This is a genomic window from Streptomyces sp. NPDC001933 (assembly GCF_042890955.1).
In the GTDB taxonomy this organism is placed as follows: Bacteria; Actinomycetota; Actinomycetes; order Streptomycetales; family Streptomycetaceae; genus Streptomyces.
This window is the reverse complement of record NZ_JBIASS010000002.1, coordinates 635,314-654,699: the sequence shown is the minus strand read 5'-3', so window position 1 is coordinate 654,699 and position 19,386 is coordinate 635,314. Positions and strand designations below refer to the sequence as shown.

Annotated in this window: 15 protein-coding genes and 1 pseudogene; 12 read left to right on the top strand and 4 right to left on the bottom strand. The window is 70.8% G+C overall.

Annotated elements, in window-relative coordinates; all coding sequences use genetic code 11:
* Nucleotides 1–77 precede the first annotated feature (77 nt).
* Nucleotides 78–2,474 carry an ATP-binding cassette domain-containing protein gene (locus ACFYY7_RS07545; protein WP_376425850.1) on the top strand — a complete coding sequence of 799 codons (2,397 nt, stop codon included), beginning with the start codon at nucleotides 78–80 and terminating at the stop codon, nucleotides 2,472–2,474.
* Nucleotides 2,475–2,600: 126 nt separating this feature from the next.
* Here the strand turns inward: ACFYY7_RS07545 and ACFYY7_RS07540 are convergent, their stop codons facing one another.
* Complete coding sequence (locus tag ACFYY7_RS07540) at nucleotides 2,601–3,137, bottom strand: TerD family protein (protein ID WP_388658262.1); 537 nt, start codon at nucleotides 3,135–3,137, stop codon at nucleotides 2,601–2,603.
* Nucleotides 3,138–3,299: 162 nt separating this feature from the next.
* Nucleotides 3,300–4,256 carry a DUF1152 domain-containing protein gene (locus ACFYY7_RS07535; RefSeq protein WP_388658260.1) on the bottom strand — a complete coding sequence of 319 codons (957 nt, stop codon included), beginning with the start codon at nucleotides 4,254–4,256 and terminating at the stop codon, nucleotides 3,300–3,302.
* 98 nt (nucleotides 4,257–4,354) lie between these two features.
* Here ACFYY7_RS07535 and ACFYY7_RS07530 point away from each other — a divergent pair, with 98 nt between their 5' ends.
* Nucleotides 4,355–4,960, top strand: a complete 606-nt coding sequence (locus tag ACFYY7_RS07530; RefSeq protein WP_388658257.1) for a YdbC family protein — start codon at nucleotides 4,355–4,357, stop codon at nucleotides 4,958–4,960.
* 103 nt (nucleotides 4,961–5,063) lie between these two features.
* On the opposite strand, the pseudogene ACFYY7_RS07525 reads toward ACFYY7_RS07530, so the two are convergent.
* Nucleotides 5,064–5,156, bottom strand: a pseudogene (locus tag ACFYY7_RS07525) (TetR family transcriptional regulator); the annotation flags it as partial.
* 93 nt (nucleotides 5,157–5,249) lie between these two features.
* Here ACFYY7_RS07525 and ACFYY7_RS07520 point away from each other — a divergent pair.
* The 5 genes from ACFYY7_RS07520 to ACFYY7_RS07500 all read left to right on the top strand — a co-directional run bounded on the left by ACFYY7_RS07520 (nucleotide 5,250) and on the right by ACFYY7_RS07500 (nucleotide 10,411).
* Entirely contained in the window at nucleotides 5,250–5,909 is a 660-nt protein-coding gene (locus ACFYY7_RS07520; protein WP_388658255.1) for a histidine phosphatase family protein, read from the top strand.
* Nucleotides 5,910–5,921: 12 nt separating this feature from the next.
* On the top strand, nucleotides 5,922–6,839 hold the full coding sequence (locus tag ACFYY7_RS07515) for an ADP-ribosylglycohydrolase family protein (protein WP_388658252.1): 918 nt from the start codon (nucleotides 5,922–5,924) through the stop codon (nucleotides 6,837–6,839).
* A gap of 217 nt (nucleotides 6,840–7,056) precedes the next feature.
* Complete coding sequence (locus tag ACFYY7_RS07510) at nucleotides 7,057–8,787, top strand: DUF4153 domain-containing protein (RefSeq protein WP_388658249.1); 1,731 nt, start codon at nucleotides 7,057–7,059, stop codon at nucleotides 8,785–8,787.
* A 238-nt stretch (nucleotides 8,788–9,025) separates the two neighbouring features.
* A complete protein-coding gene (locus ACFYY7_RS07505) occupies nucleotides 9,026–9,736 on the top strand; it encodes a ribonuclease HII (protein ID WP_266729293.1) in 711 nt (236 codons plus the stop codon).
* Nucleotides 9,737–9,796: 60 nt separating this feature from the next.
* Complete coding sequence (locus ACFYY7_RS07500; RefSeq protein ID WP_388658246.1) at nucleotides 9,797–10,411, top strand: hypothetical protein; 615 nt, start codon at nucleotides 9,797–9,799, stop codon at nucleotides 10,409–10,411.
* A gap of 72 nt (nucleotides 10,412–10,483) precedes the next feature.
* On the opposite strand, the gene ACFYY7_RS07495 is transcribed toward ACFYY7_RS07500, so the two are convergent.
* Entirely contained in the window at nucleotides 10,484–11,113 is a 630-nt protein-coding gene (locus ACFYY7_RS07495; protein WP_388658243.1) for a hypothetical protein, read from the bottom strand.
* 401 nt (nucleotides 11,114–11,514) lie between these two features.
* Between ACFYY7_RS07495 and ACFYY7_RS07490 the strand changes: the two genes are divergently transcribed.
* From ACFYY7_RS07490 to ACFYY7_RS07470, 5 genes are all read left to right on the top strand, one after another.
* Nucleotides 11,515–13,674: a RecQ family ATP-dependent DNA helicase gene (locus ACFYY7_RS07490; protein ID WP_388658240.1), complete on the top strand. Its 2,160-nt coding sequence runs from the start codon at nucleotides 11,515–11,517 to the stop codon at nucleotides 13,672–13,674.
* Between the two features lie 219 nt (nucleotides 13,675–13,893).
* The gene (locus ACFYY7_RS07485; RefSeq protein ID WP_388658237.1) at nucleotides 13,894–15,192 is read left to right on the top strand and encodes a DUF4192 domain-containing protein; all 1,299 of its coding nucleotides are present in this window, start codon (nucleotides 13,894–13,896) and stop codon (nucleotides 15,190–15,192) included.
* 183 nt (nucleotides 15,193–15,375) lie between these two features.
* On the top strand, nucleotides 15,376–16,140 hold the full coding sequence (locus ACFYY7_RS07480; RefSeq protein ID WP_376425870.1) for an NUDIX domain-containing protein: 765 nt from the start codon (nucleotides 15,376–15,378) through the stop codon (nucleotides 16,138–16,140).
* Nucleotides 16,141–16,252: 112 nt separating this feature from the next.
* On the top strand, nucleotides 16,253–18,121 hold the full coding sequence (locus ACFYY7_RS07475) for an ATP-binding cassette domain-containing protein (RefSeq protein WP_388658234.1): 1,869 nt from the start codon (nucleotides 16,253–16,255) through the stop codon (nucleotides 18,119–18,121).
* A 145-nt stretch (nucleotides 18,122–18,266) separates the two neighbouring features.
* The gene (locus ACFYY7_RS07470; protein ID WP_388658421.1) at nucleotides 18,267–19,133 is read left to right on the top strand and encodes a FadR/GntR family transcriptional regulator; all 867 of its coding nucleotides are present in this window, start codon (nucleotides 18,267–18,269) and stop codon (nucleotides 19,131–19,133) included.
* Nucleotides 19,134–19,386 lie beyond the last annotated feature (253 nt).

Below are 19,386 nucleotides of genomic sequence, written 5' to 3'. Positions count from 1 at the left end.
TGACGCACCGCTGATATCGACCCAGGCGACGCAGACGGAGACCGCGACGGCGGCTCCGCCCGACAGATGGAGACACGATGAGCATGGCCAAGAGGACGGACCCGCAGTCGCCTGCGCCGCACGCCGCCGACAGCCACGACCTGATCCGCGTGCACGGTGCGCGGGTGAACAACCTCAAGGACGTCAGCATCGAGATCCCGAAGCGCCGGCTGACGGTGTTCACCGGGGTCTCCGGTTCGGGCAAGAGCTCGCTGGTGTTCGGCACCATCGCCGCGGAGTCGCAGCGGCTGATCAACGAGACGTACAGCGCCTTCGTGCAGGGCTTCATGCCGACCCTCGCGCGGCCCGAGGTCGATGTGCTCGACGGTCTGACCACCGTGATCACCGTCGACCAGCAGCGTCTCGGCGCCGACCCCCGATCCACGGTCGGCACCGCCACCGACGCCAACGCGATGCTGCGCATCCTCTTCAGCCGGCTGGGCAAGCCGTACATCGGCTCGCCCCAGGCGTTCTCCTTCAACGTCGCCTCGGTCCAGGCGAGCGGCGCGTTCAAGGTCGACCGCGGCGCCGACCGGACCAGGACCGTCAAGCGGACCTTCACCCGCACCGGCGGCATGTGCACGCGCTGCGAAGGCCGGGGCACGGTCTCGGACATCGACCTCACCCAGCTCTACGACGACTCCAAGTCGCTCTCCGAGGGCGCGTTCACCATCCCCGGCTGGAAGTCGGACAGCTTCTGGACCGTGCGGGTCTACGCCGAGTCCGGACTCCTGGACCCGGACAAGCCGATCCGCAAGTTCACCAAGAAGGAGATGCAGGACTTCCTCTACCGGGAGCCGACCAAGGTGAAGGTCGAGGGGGTCAACCTCACCTACGAGGGACTGATCCCCAAGATCCAGAAGTCGTTCCTGTCCAAGGACAAGGAGGCGTTGCAGCCGCACATCCGGGAGTTCGTGGAGCGGGCGGTCACCTTCACCACCTGCCCCGACTGCGAAGGCAGCCGGCTCAGCGCCGAGGCCCGGTCGTCGAAGATCGGGAAGCTGAGCATCGCCGACGCCTGCGCGATGCAGATCAGCGACCTGGCCGAGTGGGTGCGCGGCCTCGACGATCCGTCGGTGGCCCCGCTGCTCGCCGCACTGCAGCGGACCCTCGACTCGTTCGTGGAGATCGGTCTCGGCTACCTCTCGCTCGACCGGCCGTCGGGCACGCTGTCGGGCGGCGAGGCGCAGCGCGTCAAGATGATCCGCCACCTCGGTTCCTCGCTCACCGATGTCACCTATGTCTTCGACGAGCCCACCATCGGCCTGCACCCCCACGACATCCAGCGGATGAACGACCTGCTGCTGCGGCTGCGGGACAAGGGCAACACGGTGCTCGTCGTGGAGCACAAGCCGCAGACGATCGCGATCGCCGACCACGTCGTCGACCTCGGCCCCGGGGCGGGCACGGGGGGCGGCACCGTCTGCTTCGAGGGCACCGTGGAAGGGCTGCGCGCCGGCGACACCGTCACCGGCCGCCATCTCGACGACCGGGCGGCAGTCAAGGAGACGGTGCGCAAGCCCACCGGGGCGCTGGAGATCCGGGGCGCGAGCGCGCACAACCTGCAGGGCGTCGACGTCGACATCCCGCTCGGCGTGCTGACCGTCGTCACCGGCGTCGCGGGCTCCGGCAAGAGCTCGCTGGTGCACGGGTCGGTCCCCGCGGGCGCGGACGTGGTCTCGGTCGACCAGGGCGCCATCCGCGGTTCGCGGCGGAGCAACCCGGCGACGTACACCGGGCTGCTCGACCCGATCCGCAAGGCGTTCGCGAAGGCCAACGGTGTGAAGCCGGCGCTGTTCAGCCCCAACTCCGAGGGCGCCTGCCCGACGTGCAACGGCGCCGGTGTGATCTACACCGATCTGGCGATGATGGCGGGCGTCGCGACCATCTGCGAGGAGTGCGAGGGGAAGCGGTTCCAGGCGTCGGTGCTCGACCACCACTTCGGTGGCCGCGACATCAGCGAGGTGCTCGCGATGTCGGTGACCGAGGCGGAGGAGTTCTTCGGTGCCGGCGAGGCGCGCACACCGGCCGCGCACAGGATCCTGGAGCGGCTCGCCGACGTCGGCCTCGGCTACCTCAGCCTCGGCCAGCCGCTCACCACGCTGTCCGGCGGTGAGCGTCAGCGGCTGAAGCTGGCGACGCACATGGCCGACAAGGGCGGCGTGTACGTCCTGGACGAGCCGACCACCGGCCTCCACCTCGCCGACGTCGAGCAACTACTCGGTCTGCTGGACCGGCTCGTCGACTCCGGGAAGTCGGTCATCGTCGTCGAGCACCACCAGGCGGTCATGGCGCACGCCGACTGGATCATCGACCTGGGCCCCGGCGCCGGTCACGACGGCGGCCGGATCGTCTTCGAGGGCACCCCCGCCGACCTCGTGGCCGCCCGCTCCACCCTCACCGGCGAGCACCTCGCGGCGTACGTCGGCTCCTGACCGACGGGCCTCGCGGCCTGCACCGGCTCCTGACCGGGGCCTCGCGCGGACGTGCGACACGACCGCGCGAGGCCCGAAGTGGTCGTGCGCCCACAGCACTTGGGCGGGACCGCGTCCCGTGACGCATCACGCGCCGGACGTACGGTTCCCCATCGTCGCGGCGAACGAATCGGGGTCGCCGTCGAAGCCCCGGACCGTACCGTGGAACTCCCAGACCCCGGAGGTGTCCCGGACGAACTCGGCCACGGTCGCCGCGGTCGCCGCGCCGACCGCGGAGAAGTCGTCCTCCGCCAGGCTCATGTAGCCCTCCCGGACCTGAACCGCGGTGTTCGCTATCTCGGCGAAGGTCTTGCGGCCGTCGCGCTGCTGGATGGCCACCCCGACGAGGACCCGCGAGTACGAGGCAGACAGCCGGTTCAGTTCCAGCGTCATCACCTCGTCGAAGCCGAAGCCCTGCCCGGTCCGGCTGTCGCGGTTGAGGATGATGGTGCCGTCCGGCGACCGGCTGTCGAAGTGCACGAGGTAGGCAGGGCTGCCGTACGGCGCTTCGGCGAGGTAGGTCGCCGCGATTATGTCGAGGTCATGGGGTGGGGCACCATGAGGGCTGGGATCCCATTTGAGTCTGACCTCGACCTTCTCGATGTCCTTGTTGGGCGTGCTCATCGGACTTGCCTCCCTGGCTTCCGCTGGGCCGTCGGGCCGTTCGCATCACCCGATCATGTCCGTAACCGACCGTGGATCCAACCGGCTTGGATTTCGGCGATGGAATCGGGCCACAGGGGCACGGGGCCGCGGGGCACAGGGGCATCGAGCCGCCGGGCCGGCTCAGTGCGGTATGCGGCGCGGCGGTCGCTGCCGCACCTCGTCGCGGAAGTCCTCGATGGCGCTGCTGACCTGACGGATCAGATGAGTGTCCTCGATGCGGTCGAGGTAGCGGCAGTTGCGGGCCACCCCTTCCAGCTCGAAGACGAAGCAGAGCGTCATCAGAGGGTTGATGAACAGTTCACTGCCCCGGGTGCGTGAGGTGAACTGGACATCTCCGAAGGCCCCTTGGACGGCGGCTGCTATCGACCCGTTCACGATGCTGGGGTGGTCGGGCGTGTGGTGCCGGGCGTGCGCCACGGCATCGACGAAGAGCGCGCCCTCGCGCGTCGTACGGGACACGGAGAACGCGCCCAGGCACGAACCGTCGCGTTCGAGTGCGGCGATGTTCTCCAGTACGAGACCGTGGCTCACCCCGTGATGGGCGTCGATGCCGAAGCCGATGGACACGACGAGGCGTTCCGGTACGTCGATAGCGGCGAGCGCGGCGACGCTGGCCAGATCCTCCTCCGGGGTGCCGAGGCCGGACTCGTCGCCGCGCATCAGAATGTCCGTACCGCCGTCGACCAGGACGACCGCGTCGATCGCGTACTTCTCGATCAACGCCCGGTAGGCCGCGCGAAGCGGCTGCACGCCGACCCGGGAGAAGGCATGGACCGTGCTCGGGTAGCCGTGCAGATCGAGCCACTGGGCGAGCGTCCGCTCCGGGAAGTACACCTGGTGGAGGGCCGTTTCGGGGGTGATGGCGGCGACGTCCGGGGCGAGCCAGGAGTCGAGCGGCAGCCCTTCGAGGGCGCTGAACGAAAGATTGGCCAGCTGTACGTGCTTGCCCTGGTGGAGCAGGGAGAGTGCGAGGGGGAGTCCGGCGTAGATGTCGAAGCCGCCGCCGGCCCCCGCTACGAGGACACGTTCCGCGGATTCGAGCCGGGCGAACAGTGGGTTGGTGTGCAGCGAGACCATGGGGGTCATTCTGTGGTCCCGGTGGTCGCTCCGGGCGCACTCCACCGGACTCCGCCAGAGCGTGACTCGCGCCGCGCCGTGCACCGTACGATGGCGCGGTGCTGGTCAAGTGGATTCGTTGCACCGTGGTGGACCGTCGAGGTTTTGAACGGGGGCAGCGGAAGTGGGCGGAGCTGCCGGGTGAGCCCGGGTTCAGCGGTCAGGGCGGCGGGTGGAGCCGTGGGCGTCCGGACGTGGCGCACATCTTCGCCTTCTGGGAGAACCGCGTCTTCTACGACTCGTTCATGGCGCGCGCGCACGACGGCCTGGCCGCCGCGCAGTCCGGTACGTACAGCGGCATCCAGGTCAAGCTGTTCGAGCACCGCTTCGATGTGAAGACGGGCTTCGAACCGCGCTTCACCGATGCGGATGTCGTCCGGGTGGCGCACAGCAAGGTGCGTGAGGACCGGGTGGAGCACTTCGCGCTGATGCAGGAGCGGGTGTGGAACCCGGCGATGGCCGGATCGCCCGGCATGTTGCGAGGGGTGTTCGGGGAAGCGCCGGGCCATGAGTTCCTCGTGCTGTCCATGTGGCAGTCGAGCGCAGAGCGTGGCAAGTACCGTGCGGGGAGCATCGAGCGGCTGTCGCAACGCACACAGATCGAGGACGATGTGGCGGAAGTGGCGGGAGATGTCGTGCAGTTGGAGCCGTCGTGGACGGTGTGACCGGCATGACCGATATGGCCAGTGCGACCGGTGCGAGTGATGTGACTGGTGCGACTGTTGTGGCCGAGCGAGCGGCCTGACAGGACCGGCGTCGGCGGGTGGCACCGGAATGCTCCGCGGCGCACTCCAAGGTGGGACCGGGGCAGCCGTGCTCCACCAGGCCGGTCAGGACGACGTCACGGACCGCTGCCCGGATACGCGCGGTCCTGCCGCCGGGACACCGGCGACATCCGTCGGTCGGAGTCCGGACGACTGCTCGAACGAGTCGCGGTCGATCTAGGGTCGGTACATGGCACGACCGCAACGCATTGTCCTCGTCCGGCACGGGGAGTCCGAGGGCAACGCCGACGACACGGTGTACGAGCGCGAGCCGGACCACGCGCTGAGACTCACTCCGAAAGGGCTGAGACAGGCCAGGGAGACGGGGGTCCGGCTGCGCGAGCTGTTCGGCGGCGAGCGGGTCAGCGTGTACGTCTCGCCCTACCGCCGCACCCACGAGACGTTCAGGTCCCTCGGCCTGGCCCTGGAGAACGTGCGGGTGCGCGAGGAGCCGCGGCTGCGCGAGCAGGACTGGGGAAACTGGCAGGACCGTGACGACGTGCGCCTTCAGAAGGCGTACCGGGACGCGTACGGCCACTTCTTCTACCGCTTCGCGCAGGGGGAGTCCGGCGCCGACGTGTACGACAGGGTCGGGGCCTTCCTGGAGAGCCTGCACCGGAGTTTCGAAGACCCCGACCATCCGGAGAACGTCCTGCTGGTCACGCACGGGCTGACCATGCGTTTGTTCTGCATGCGGTGGTTCCACTGGTCGGTCGCCGAGTTCGAGTCACTGTCCAATCCGGGCAACGGGGAGACCCGCACGCTGATAATCGGAGCGGACGGGCGCTACACCCTTGACCGGCCGTTCGAGCGCTGGCGTATCCCTGAGCCGTACGGCATCACCGGATAGAGTGGAAGGGCGATGACAACCGCTGACTCTGCTTCCGGCCAACGGGCCCTGCGCGCACTGGCCAGCCTGCGCGGGCTCTCCGTGGGAGACGCACTGGGCTCCCAGTTCTTTGTACCCGTCAACTATCCGCTGCTGAAGCGGCGCGAACTTCCGTCCGGCTCCTGGCAGTGGACTGACGACACCGAGATGGCGTGTTCGGTGCTGGCCGTGCTGGTGGAGCACGAGCGGATCGACCAGGACGCGCTCGCACGTTCCTTCGCCGACCACCACGACTTCGACCGTGGCTACGGCCCCGCCGTGAACCGGCTGCTCAGGCTGGTCCGGGAAGGAGGTGACTGGCGGGAGCTGGCGTCCGCGCTGTTCCAGGGCCAGGGGTCCTGGGGCAATGGCTCGTCGATGCGCATCGCGCCGCTCGGCGCCTGGTACGCGGACGATCCGGAGCAGGCCACCCACCAGGCCGAGATCTCCTCGTACACCACGCACCAGCACCGCGAGGCGGTGGTGGGCGCGATGGCCGTCGCCGCGGCAGCCTCACTGGCCGCGGCGACGACCGGGCCGCCCACCCCGGCGGAACTTCTCGACGGCGTGATCGCGCTCGTACCGCGCAGTGCCGTCGGCGCCGGGCTGCGCCGGGCACGGGACATGCTCGACTACTCGGACGCAGGGACGGTCGCAGCGGTCCTCGGCAACGGCCGGCGTACCAGTGCACATGACACCGTTCCGTTCGCGCTCTGGTCGGCGGCGCGGAGCCTCGGCGATTTCGAGCAGGCATTCTGGGTGACCGCCCAAGCGGGCGGCGACGTCGACACGACCTGCGCGATCGTCGGCGGGGTCGTCGCGGCGGGCAAGGCGGGCGCGCCACCGGCCGACTGGACGGCACGCACGGAGGAGCTGCCGGACTGGCTTCCGCGGCGGAACAGCGGCTCCTGAATCGCCGACGAGCCGGGCGCCGACCCTGCCACCGGACTGTCACGGTACTGCCACAGCTCCTCCCCGCGCGGTTCGCAACAGCGAGCGGAAGCTACTCTTTCGGCCACGCCGCCGTTGATGATCATCCAGACGGGCGTGCGCCGAAAATGAGACGCCGGGGTGCCCCAGCCGCCGCACTGCGGGCGGTGTGCGCGGACCTCGGTGCGGGAGGGGTCCCATGTCCGATCACACGTCACGAACGCCCCGGCCGGCAGACGAACCCGAGCCGCCCGGGCTGTCGGGGCAGGCCGGAACGTCCGAGCCGACCGCATGGTCGAAGGCTCCGCTGCCCGAGCCCCGAAGCACTGCTCCCGAGCCGCCGAAAGTGCCCGTCTACGCGCAGCGGGGCGGGCAACCGTCCCCACCCAACCCATGGCGGCAGGGCAGCTCTCAACAGGTCTCCGCGCTGTCGACACTGCGCCCGGCGGCGCCCGCCGCCATTCGTGGCGCGACGCTCTGCTGCGTCGTCGTCACGGCGGTGCTGAGCGCCCTGTTGCTGGGCGACGGTCTCGGCCCGAACGCGCTGATCGTCGCGGTCCCCGCAGCGCTCGGGGCATACTTCGCCGCCCGTACGGCCGGTCGCCGCCTCCGCCCGTGGACGGCCTTCTGGGCGGTCGGCGGACTGGCGCTCCTCGCCGTCCCGGCGCTGAGGGACGCCGGCTGGCCCGTCTTCCTGGCTGTGGTGTCGGCCATCGCACTGGGCTCGCTCGCCCTGCACGGCAGCCGCAGCTGGCTCGGGGTGTTCCTGGGCTCGCTCGGTCTGTTCAGCGCCATCGCGGACGGTCTGGCCTGGGGCGGTCGGGGCGTGCACGCGCTGACGGCGGGTTCCCGCGGCCGGCTGGGGGTCGTTCTGCGCAGCGTCGCGGTGGCGGTCGTACTGCTCATCGTGTTCGGGGCACTGTTCGCGAGCGCCGACGCCGCCTTCGCCGATGTGCTCGGCGATCTGATGCCCGACGTGTCGCTCACCGGCACCCCGTGGCGGTTCCTCCTCTTCCTGGTCGGGCTGATCGGCGCGCTCGCCGCCGCGTACGCCGCAGCCGCTCCGATCCGCTGGGACGGCCTCACCGTCCGTCCGGGGAAGGCCCGCGGGCGGGTGGAGTGGGCCTTGCCGCTCATCGTGCTGAACCTGCTGTTCGCCGTCTTCATCGCCGTCCAGCTCACCGTGCTGCTCGGCGGATACGACAAGGTGATGGCCGAGACCGATCTCAGCTACTCCGAGTACGCCCGGCAGGGCTTCTGGCAGCTTCTCTGGGCCACGGTCCTCACGCTGCTGGTGATCGCGCTCGCCCTGCGCTGGGCCCCCCGCGGTAAGAGCGGCGACCGCACTCTCGTCCGGACCGTGCTCGGCGTGCTGTGCCTGCTCACCCTGATCGTCGTGGCCTCCGCGCTGAGGCGGATGGACCTCTACGTCGACGCGTACGGCCTGACACGGCTGCGGATATCCGTGGCCGCCGTGGAGCTCTGGCTGGGCGTGGTGCTCGTTCTGATCATGGCCGCCGGGGTGTTCGGCGCCCGCATGCTGCCGCGTGCCGTGGCCGCGAGCGCGGCCGTCGCCGTCCTCGCGTTCGGACTGATCTCGCCCGACGGGCTGATCGCGGAGCAGAACGTCCAGCGCTACCGCGACGACCACTCGATCGACGTCGCCTACCTCAAGGACCTCTCGGCCGACGCCGTACCGGCCCTGGACACACTGCCCGAACCACTGCGCTCCTGCGCGCTCCTGGGCATCGAACGGTCACTGCGCTCCGACGACGTCCCCTGGTACGCCACCAGCTGGGGCGAGGCACGGGCCCGCGACATCCTGAAGCGGCATCCGGCCGATCCGACGCAGCCCTGCACCGGATCGCGTACGGGCATCGGAGGCAGCGACCGCGACATCGACGAAAGCGATCCGTACGACCCGTACTGAGCCGGTTCCTTACCTCCGTACCGAGTAAGTTTCCGTTCCCCGTACCGAGCGAGTACTGACCGGGCCGAGCCGCGCACCCGCGGCTCGGCCCGCCGTGCTCACCGGCCTCGGCGCCACCCCCTCCGGGGCGCCCGGCATACGGAACACCGGCCTCCACGGCCGCGCCGCGAGTACGTGGCGGCCGACGGGCGCCCCGGGGTGTTGTCGGCCGCCCCATCGGCGTACGCTGACAGGCGCCATGCCGTACGAACCACCCACGCACACCGTCGAGCGCTCACTGCGCGCCACCACCGGTGCCAAGACCGTCGCCGGTGTCGACGAGGTCGGACGCGGAGCGTGGGCGGGACCGGTCACAGTGTGCGCGGCCGTCACCGGCCTTCGCAGACCTCCCGCCGGGCTCACCGACTCCAAGCTGATCAGCCCCAAGCGCCGTGCGGAGCTCGCACCGTTGCTGGAGCGCTGGGTCACCGCGTTCGGTCTCGGCGACGCCTCTCCACAGGAGATCGACGAGCTCGGGATGACGGCCGCGCTGCGCCTCGCCGCCGTACGCGCCCTCGAAGCCCTGCCGGTACGGCCGGACGCGGTGATACTCGACGGCAAGCACGACTACCTGGGACAGCCCTGGCAGGTCCGCACCGTGATCAAGGGCGACCAGTCCTGTATCGCGGTCGCGGCCGCTTCGGTGATCGCGAAGGTCCACCGGGACCGGATGATGGCCGAACTGGGCGCCGATTCCGGCGAGTACGCCGCATTCGCCTTCGAGGCCAACGCCGGTTACCCGTCCCCCGTACACAGGGCCGCGCTGGAGGAGTGGGGGCCGACACCCCACCACCGCCTGTCGTGGTCCTATCTCGACGCGCTGCCCAGGTGGCAGCACCTCAAGAAGGTCCGCATCTCCGCCGAGGCGGCTGCACTGGAAAGCGGGGGCCAGCTCGGCTTCGACTTCTGATCGCGCACATGTACCCACCCGCCGACGCCCCGTGTGCCGGCGTTTGATAGACAACCACCCATGCCTCTCATCCCCGAGGAGCCTCAGATTCACGAGAGCGCCCAGGGTCCCCGCGTCACTCCGGCCGCAGGCCGCACCGCGTCGACCCCCCGTCCCGTACCCGGCCCGCGTTCAGCGGCCACGCCGCGCCCCGGTCGTCCCGGGCCCGGCCCCGCGAGGCCCGCGCCCCCGGCGCAGCGCCCGCATCCCACCCCCGGCCGCCCCCAGGCGGACCGGCAGGAGAATCGTTCCGCACCGCAGATCCAGCTGATCCCCGCCTCGGCGGACGGCGCACTCGACGCCGCCGACGAAGCAGTGGACCTGCTGCTCGACTCCGGCCGTGCACCGGGCGACATCCTGGTGCTCACCACCGGTGAGCAGCACCCGTGGGCCGCGCACGAACTCTCCTTCGGCGAGGCCGCCTACTGGGCGCAGCACGAGGCCGGCGACGATGTCTTCTTCGCCGGTGCCGCAGCCGCGGACCGGGTGCGGACCCGCCCGGTGGTGATCGTCGCCGTCAACGGCGGTGACGCCGCCCCCGGCGTGCTGACCGGTGTGCGGGAACGCGCCGGAGCACTGCTGATCGTGTGCGGGGACCCGCAGCGGATCAACGCGGTGCTCGGCGCCGGAGTCTGATCCGCGGGGCGTACCCGGCCGTGGCCGCGGGCCCGGCTGCCCGACGGGGCGGCCGGGTCGGCGGGCCGTGGATCAGCGGGCCGCGGTGTGCCGCAGCGCCTGCGCCGCGCCGCCGCCGGTGCGCAGCGGGGCCGGATCCTGGTCCAGCGAGGCGTCTGCGAGAGCGGACGGCTGCGACATGGAGTGGGGACGGCGCCCGCCACGGCCCTCGCCCAGCACCTGCCAACCGTCGCGGGTCAGCGTGATGTACGCGCCGCACCGCAGTCCGTGCAGTGTGCAGGCGTCCCGCAGGCCCCACATCCACGCCCCGTCCTCCTCCGTCCAACGCTCGTCGCCCTCACGGCAGTAGAGAAGCACCGCGGTACGGACGGGGGTGCGGCGGCGGAGATCGTGCGGGATGACCCGGCGCAGATGCGCCAGCAACGCGTTGCGGAACTCCCAGCCGTCCGAGGCGGTGGAGCGGCGGGCGAACGAAGCGCTGGCCGTGAGGCGTTCCTCGTGGTCGAGCACGGCGACCACAGCGGTCGCCGGGGTCGGCCGGTGCCGGGAGTGCAGGCCGCTGACGACCTCACGGGGGCTGCGCAGCAGCGGTATGCCGGCTTCGGCCCACTCGGCGGGCTCGAGCATCCTGGCGAGACGGTTGGCGGAGTCGGCGGACGCCGACATCGAAGTGGCTGCGGACGGAGCGAATCCGAAGGTCACGATCCTCCCTTCGCATACGCGCCCATGGTGCGGGCAGGGTCGAGTGAGGGCGCACCGTGGCACAGCCCTTCCGGGCCGCGAAAGGGACTGTGCGGGGAGCGAGTCCAATTCTTCCTGGCGTATCGGCAGGCGGCAACGAGCAATTGGCGCAGCTGACGGGAATCAGCCGAAATGACTCTGATATCCCTGCCCACACCGTGCCCGGATGACGCCTCCCGCCACACCTGAACGGCGAGGACCAGCGGAAACACCGCTCCGCCCCGCTCGGCTGCCCGTCAGATCCCGGGTGATCCCCGAGCGCTCCCCGCACCCGGGAACACTTGGCCGAACGGTTCTCTGTGAGCTGTGGGTCACGTGGGGTGAAGTGGCCGATTGTCCGAGGCATCGGGTTGCATGGGGGCATGGACAACCTGGAGCTCCGCGCCGAAGCCGATGACACCCTTGCCGAGCTCGTCGGTGACCCCGGGGGCTCGGCGCGGCTGCGGGAGGACCAGTGGCAGGCGGTGGCGGCTCTGGTGCGGGAGCGCCGCCGTGCGCTGGTGGTGCAGCGCACGGGCTGGGGCAAGTCCGCGGTGTACTTCGTCGCCACCGCCCTGCTGCGCCGGCGCGGCTCCGGGCCCACGGTGATCGTCTCGCCGCTGCTGGCGCTGATGCGTAACCAGGTCGACTCGGCGGCGCGGGCGGGTATCCGGGCACGCACCATCAACTCGGCCAACCCGGAGGAGTGGGACACCATCTACGAGGAGGTCGAGCGCGGCGACACCGACGTCCTCCTCGTGAGTCCGGAGCGCCTCAACTCGGTGGATTTCCGCGATCAGGTGCTGCCCAAGCTCGCGGCCACCACCGGTCTGCTGGTGGTGGACGAGGCGCACTGCATCTCCGACTGGGGCCATGACTTCCGTCCCGACTACCGCAGGCTGCGGGCGATGCTCGCCGAGCTCGCCCCCGGCGTACCGGTGCTGGCCACCACGGCGACCGCGAACGCGCGGGTCACCGCGGACGTGGCCGATCAGCTGGGCACCGGCGCGGGCGAGGCCCTGGTGCTGCGCGGTCCGCTGGAGCGGGAGAGTCTGCGGCTGGGTGTGGTCCGGCTGCCGGACGCCGCGCACCGCCTGGCCTGGCTCGCCGAGCACCTGGACGAGCTGCAGGGTTCGGGAATCATCTACACCCTCACTGTCGCGGCGGCCGAGGAGGCCACCGCCTTCCTGCGCCAGCGCGGCTTCCGCGTGGCGTCGTACACGGGGAAGACGGAGAACGCCGACCGCCTGCAGGCCGAGGCCGATCTGCAGGAGAACCGGGTCAAGGCACTGGTCGCGACTTCGGCCCTGGGCATGGGCTTCGACAAGCCCGACCTGGGCTTCGTGGTGCATCTCGGCTCGCCGTCCTCGCCGATCGCCTACTACCAGCAGGTGGGGCGGGCGGGGCGCGGCGTGGCGCACGCCGATGTGCTGTTGTTGCCGGGCAAGGAGGACGAGGCCATCTGGCGCTACTTCGCCGATACCGCCTTCCCGCCCGAGGAGCAGGTTCGACAGACTCTCTCGGCCCTCGCCGCTGCGGGGCGGCCGCTGTCCGTGCCGGCCCTGGAGGCCGTGGTGGACCTTCGGCGCACCCGCTTGGAGGCGATGCTGAAGGTGCTGGACGTCGACGGCGCGGTCAAGCGCGTGAAGGGCGGCTGGACGGCCACGGGAGCCGAGTGGGTGTACGACGCCGAACGCTACGCGTGGGTGGCTCGGCAGCGGGCAGCCGAGCAGCAGGCCATGCGCGACTACGCGAGCACGTCCCGGTGCCGGATGGAGTTCCTGCGCCGGCAGCTGGACGACGAGGGGGCGGCGCCGTGCGGCCGCTGCGACAACTGCGCCGGTGCCTGGGCCGATTCAGCCGTTTCGGCGGACACTTTGATGGGCGCGACGAAGGAACTGGACCGCCCGGGGGTGGAGGTCGAACCGCGCCGGATGTGGCCGACGGGGATGCCCGCACTGGGCATCGAGCTCAAGGGCCGTATCCCGGCCAAGGAGCAGTGCTCCACCGGGCGTGCCCTGGGGCGGCTCTCGGACATCGGCTGGGGCAACCGGCTGCGCCCGCTGCTGGCCGAGAACACGCCCGACGGGCCGGTCCCCGACGACGTCCTGAAGGCCGCGGTGGCGGTCCTCGCCGACTGGGCGCGTTCCTCGGGCGGCTGGGCGCCGAATGTCCCGGACGCCACTGCCCGGCCGGTGGGAGTCGTCGCCGTACCGTCCCTGACCCGTCCGCAACTCGTCGGCTCCCTGGCCCAGGGAATCGCGACGATCGGCCGCCTCCCCTTCCTCGGCACCCTGACGTACACCGGGGCGAGCGGCGCGCATACGGCACGCCGCAGCAACTCCGCCCAACGACTCAGGGCGCTCTCCGGCGCCTTCGCCGTCCCCGGGGAACTGGCCGACGCCCTCGCCCGTACACCCGGTCCCGTCCTGCTCGTGGACGACTGCACCGAATCCGGCTGGACCCTCGCTGTCGCCGCCCGGCTCCTGCGCCAGGCGGGGAGCGACCAGGTCCTTCCGCTGGTCCTTGCCGCGGCAGGCTGATCCCGGCCACAGCCGTTGCACCGGCGATCGACCAGCCGTTCCCGCCGGCGAGTCGGACACGTACGGAGTCGGCCGCGGCCCTGGGTTCTGCGCGGATCATGTGGCTCATGTCCCCATGCAACCCGATGGGTAGGACAGACGGCCAACGCCCCGCGACCCCTGTGGACAAGTTATCCACAGGGGGTCGCGGAATCCGGCCGCTCGCGGGACGGTCGTGCCATGAACCAGCGCCACGAATCCAACGGTCCGGCCGACGAGCAGCAGATCACCCTCCGAGGACCTGCCGAACTCGCCGATGCTCTCCCGTATCTCATGGGGTTTCACCCGAACGACAGCGTGATCATGGTCGCCCTGCACGGCGGCAGGGGTCGCTTCGGCGGGCGGCTCAGGCTCGGCATCCCGCAGTCGCCGCAGGAATGGGCGCCCGTCGCCGAGCAACTTGCCGAGTGCCTGATCAAGGGGAGCGAGCGGCGTGGTGAACGCCCTGACGCGATCGTCATCTTCCTCTGCAAGGATCCTGCCGAGGGCGAGTCCGGCAACCAGGTCATGGAGCGGCTGCGACCACTCGCCCAGCGTCTGCGTACGGCCTGTGGCGGGCTGGACGTACCGGTGCTCGAAGCGCTCTGCATTTCCGACGGCCGGTACTGGTCCTACTGCTGCCCGGACGGGCGGTGCTGTCCCGCGGAGGGGAACCAGCTGGCCATGCCCGGCACTTCGGTGATGGCGGCCGCTGCCGCTTACGCGGGCATTCAAGTGCGCGGAACGCTACGGGAGATGGAGGCGCGGCTCGCGCCTCTGACCGCCTCGGCGGCAGCGGGCCAGCAACACGCACTCGACTCGGCGGGTGCCGAGCTGATGCCCAAACTCCTCGACGAAGCGGGACGCGAGGATGTGGCCCGAGAGACCCTGGACCTGGCCCGGAGGCTCATGAAACGCCTCAGGGAGGCACCGGTGGCGGCTCCGTCCGCCGCGGACATCAGCGATGACCGGCTGATCAGTCACGACGAGGCAGCCGCGGTGATCCTCGGCCTGCAGGACCGGGAGACCCGCGACAGGGCAGCGGAGTGGATGGAAGGCCCGGAAGCCGATTCGGCGCTGCGGCTCTGGCGCGCACTGTCCCGTCGTTGCGTGGCACCGTACGAGGAGCATGCCGCGGCGCCACTGACCCTGGCCGGATGGGTCTCGTGGTCGACGGGCGACGAACCGGGTGCGCGGGTTGCTCTGGGCCTCGCCCTGCGGATGGACCCCAATTACACCTTCGCCCAACTGCTTCACGAGGCGTGCAACCAGGGCCTCGACCCGGAGACCCTGCGCCGATGCCTGCGCGGGGAGCGCAGTGCGCGGACGGGGCGGCGCGGGCACCGGACGGACCGGGGTACGCGCCCCCGCACGGCGCGGCCGGCCACCGCGCGCCGGAAGAAGCCCTCGTCCGGCGCCACCCGTCCTGAACCGGCGGCCACCCGGCGCGGGTCCAGGCAAGCCACCCCCGGTCGTCGCACATCCCGTGACGATGAATGACCCGCACACTCCGTAGCCGTAGCCGTAGCCGTAGCCGTAGCCGGTGGCGAGTGCCGGTGCGAGTGCAGGCTTCGATTCTCGGCCGGCTCGGCTCCTGCCGCCTCGGACGTGCTCTTCCAGGAGCTCTTGGAAGAGCACCGCGAAGGGAGTGTTTATCGTCAGGCAGACGACTATGATCACGGCATGCCGCCCTACGACCCGTCGACCTTCCCGCCCTTCGCTGTCACCGTCGACCTGGTCGTGCTCACGGTGCGCCGCCACGCGCTCTGCGCGCTGGTGGTACGCCGTGGTGAGCCACCGTTCCAGGGGCGATGGGCGCTGCCCGGCGGATTCGTCAGAGCCGATGAGGATCTCGGTGCCGCAGCAGCGCGCGAGCTCGTCGAGGAGACCGGTCTGTGCGCCCAGGATCCGGCGGCCCCGGCGGTCGGGAACGGCGCCCACCTCGAACAGCTCGCCACCTACGGCGACCCGGGTCGTGACCCGCGGATGCGAGTCGTCAGCGTCGCCCATCTCGCCCTGGCGCCCGATCTGCCGGCCCCACGGGCGGGCGGCGACGCGAACAGTGCGCGATGGGCGTCCGTCGAGGACCTGCTCGGGGCGGACGGGAGCCTCGGCCACGAGGACGAGAACCAGGCCCCGCTGGCCTTCGATCACGCGCAGATCCTTGCCGACGGGGTCGAACGCGCCCGCTCCAAGATCGAATACTCCTCCCTGGCCACCGCTTTCTGTCCGCCGGAGTTCACGGTCGGCGAGCTCCGGAGGGTGTACGAGGCGGTGTGGGGAGTGGTTCTCGACCCACGGAACTTCCATCGCAAGGTCACCGGCACCCCCGGCTTCCTGATGCCCACCGGAGGGACGACCACTCGCCAGGGCGGCCGTCCGGCCCAGCTCTTCCGGGCCGGTGCGGCCACCGTGCTCAACCCTCCGATGCTGAGGCCGGAAGTCTGACCTCGCGGAACGCCCACGGGGCTGGTGCTGCGCGAAAAGTCGGATATGTCGGGTTATCTTTCTGCGGTACCCGCACTGCCGTCGAGCGGTCTCACCTTCCGCGAGGGAAGCGATGCTCCAGGCCATCGGACTCACCAGCACCCCCCGCCGCGGCCTCCGGGCCGCCGTGGACGACCTCACCTTCGAGGCCCGGCCCGGCCACGTCACCGCACTTCTGGGCGTCCCGGGCTCGGGCAAGACCGCGGCCCTCCGCCTCATGCTCGAGCTCGACGCGGGGCGGGGGGTCACCTACTTCCGGGGCAGGCCGATGCACCGGATCCCGCACCCCGCGCGTGAGGTGGGAGCGCTGCTCGGAGACGTGCCGGGGCACCCTGTCCGTACTGTTCGCGGCCAGCTCCGGATGCTCTGCGCGGCCGGAGGCGTACCCGCGGCACGGGCCGATGAACTGCTTGAGCTCGTAGGTCTCGCCGGCCTCCGTGACCAGCGCATCGGCACGCTCTCGCTCGGCATGGACCGACGCCTCGCCCTCGCTTCGGCGCTGCTGGGCGATCCGCACACGCTCGTCCTCGACGATCCGACGGAAGGCCTCGCGCCGCGCGAGGGCTGCTGGGTGCACGGGCTGTTGCAGGCCCATGCGGCCCGGGGAGGGACCGTTCTGTACTCCACGGCGGACCCCAAGGAGGCCGCGCGGGCCGCCGACCGCGTCGTCACCATCGACGGCGGCCGCCTGGTCGCCGACCAGGATGCCGATGACTTCTCCCGGACCCGCCTCCGCCCCCGGGTCGCGGTCCGGACCCCGCACGCGGCTCGGCTCGCGGCAGTGGTCAGCCGCGAGGCCCGGGCGGCCCGGCGCTCGGTGGAGGTGGTCACCGAAGCAGGCGGCCGTCTCGCCGTGTACGGCTCCTCCTGCGCGGAGATCGGTGACACGGCGTTCCGGCACGGACTTCCGGTCCATCAGCTGGCCGATGAGATCGGTGACACCGGCCCCACCGCACCCAGGGCCGACGTGGACCCCATGGATCCCGACGGCTCAACCGATCCAGGAGCCTCCTCGGCCCCCCTGGACCCCGAAGGCCCCGCAGGGCGAGGCAGCGGCAAAGGGGGAGGTGATCCGCGACCGGTCGCGCGGGCGTCGGCACCGCAGTCGGTGCTTCCCATCCGGAGGCGTCCGGCCCGCGGTCCGCTCCACCCGTTGCGATACGAGTTGCGCCGTCTGCTCGGTGTCAGAACAACCACCTTGATCATGGCCGCTGTTCTGGTCGTCTCCGTCGGGCTCTCCGTGCTCCTCGCCCGCAACGGCCATGCGCCGTTGCCGAAGGTGCTGGCGGCCTGGCCGTCGCTGCTGCCCCTGCCGCCTGCGGCGGTCGGGGCAGGACTGCTCGGCGCCCTCTCGTTCGGTGACGAATTCCGCTACCCCGCGCTCGCCGCGGGCCGCGGCACCGTCCCCCGCCGCCTGGGGCTGCTGCTGGCCAAGCTGGTGGTGTCCGCGGGCGTCGCCGTGGTGCTCGCTCTGGCCGTCGTGCTGGTCTCCGCCGAAACCCTTCGCCTCGTGTACGGCCATGACTGGATCCATGTCCCGCCGAATTCGGTTTCCCTGGGCGTGAGTTGGGCGGCGCTGACCGTGGGCTGCGCCTGGGCGGGCCTTCTGGCCGCCGGGGTCTTCAGGGTGACGACGGCCGGTGTCGCCGCGGTGCTTGCTGTACCTGTACTTGTTGTACCGCTTGTCCAGATGGTGCTGACGGGACCGGGGTCCCGTCCGATCGCCGGGTTTCCGGCCAGGCTCCGTGAACTGATGTGGCCGCGCTGGCCGCACGAGACGGACCGATGGATCGCCCTCGCCGTGGGCGTCGTGGCGCATCCGGTGGGGACCGCGCTGGCGCTATCGCTGTCGGTCCTGGTCTGCGCGTATCTGTTCACGGGCCTTCATGGCAGGGTTCGTTGGCGGCCTCAGAGGGCTGCCGGATCGGGGCAGGCTTCGTAATCCTCTTGAAAATGCCCGGTTTATACCAGTAAAGCGTCAATTGGGGGGCTGGCGCCGATCACCCTTTCGTGTGCTTTTCACCAAAGACCTCAAGAGCCGAGTGAGCTACGCCGACAAATGATGCGTGAGTACCCTTGCGCACACCATGATGACCGCCGCCCGCTCCGCCGATTCCGGCCTCGCCGGCCCGGGTGAAATCGATCGCTACTCGTACGCGGAGGCGCCGGCCGGCGAGCGTGCCGCTCTTCGTGCCTGGGACAGCCCCGAGGCCGACCTCGGCCGGGTGAACCGGCGGGGCTCGGCCAGCCGGGGCCGCGGCCTCCACGGCCAGCTCGTCCAGCAGCTCGGCCAGATGATCGTCTCCGGCGACCTGGGCGCCGACCGTCCTCTCGTGCCGGAAGAGATCGGCCAGCGTTTCGAGGTCTCCCGCACCGTCGTACGCGAGTCGCTGCGTGTCCTCGAAGCCAAGGGCCTGGTCAGCGCCCGGCCCAACGTGGGCACCCGGGTCCGCCCCGTCAGCGACTGGAACCTGCTGGACCCCGACATCATCGAATGGCGCGCCTTCGGCCCTCAGCGAGAGGACCAGCGTCGCGAGCTCGGGGAGCTCCGGTGGACGATCGAACCCCTCGCCGCGCGTCTCGCCGCGGGCCACGGCCGTGAGGACATTCAGCAGCGCCTCGGCGACATGGTCGAGATCATGGGGCACGCGGTCGGGCAGGGCGACGCGATCACCTGCTCCCGGGCCGACGCGGAGTTCCACTCCCTGCTCATCCAGGCGGCGGGCAACCGCATGCTGGAGCACCTCTCCGGCATCGTCTCCGCCGCACTGCAGGTGTCCGGCGGTCCGGTCACGGGCTGTGACCGCCCCGGCGAGGCGTCCCTCGGCCACCACGCCCGGATCGTCGATGCCCTCGCGTCCGGTGACGCGGCGGGCGCCGAAGCGGCCATGCGTCAACTGCTCGTGGTCCACCCCGAGGTGGAGCGAGTGGTGCCGGCGCCCCGCGAGCACTGAGCGCAGCGCGGCCAGGGTGTGCGAACCGCGTGTCGCCGGACCGCCACGGTCCGGCGACACAGTTGTGGGGAATTTGCACTCTTGGTCACGTTCATCGTAAATGAGGTGTGACTCGGGCCACGCGGATTGGGCGTAACACTCCTCGAAGCAGTGCGATGACTTAAGAGGTGACCGTCGCGGAAGGAATACAGCAGCCATTCAGTGCGCTGTGCAGTTCTGAGGCCAAACCCGCGCCGCCGGTACATTCCCAGCC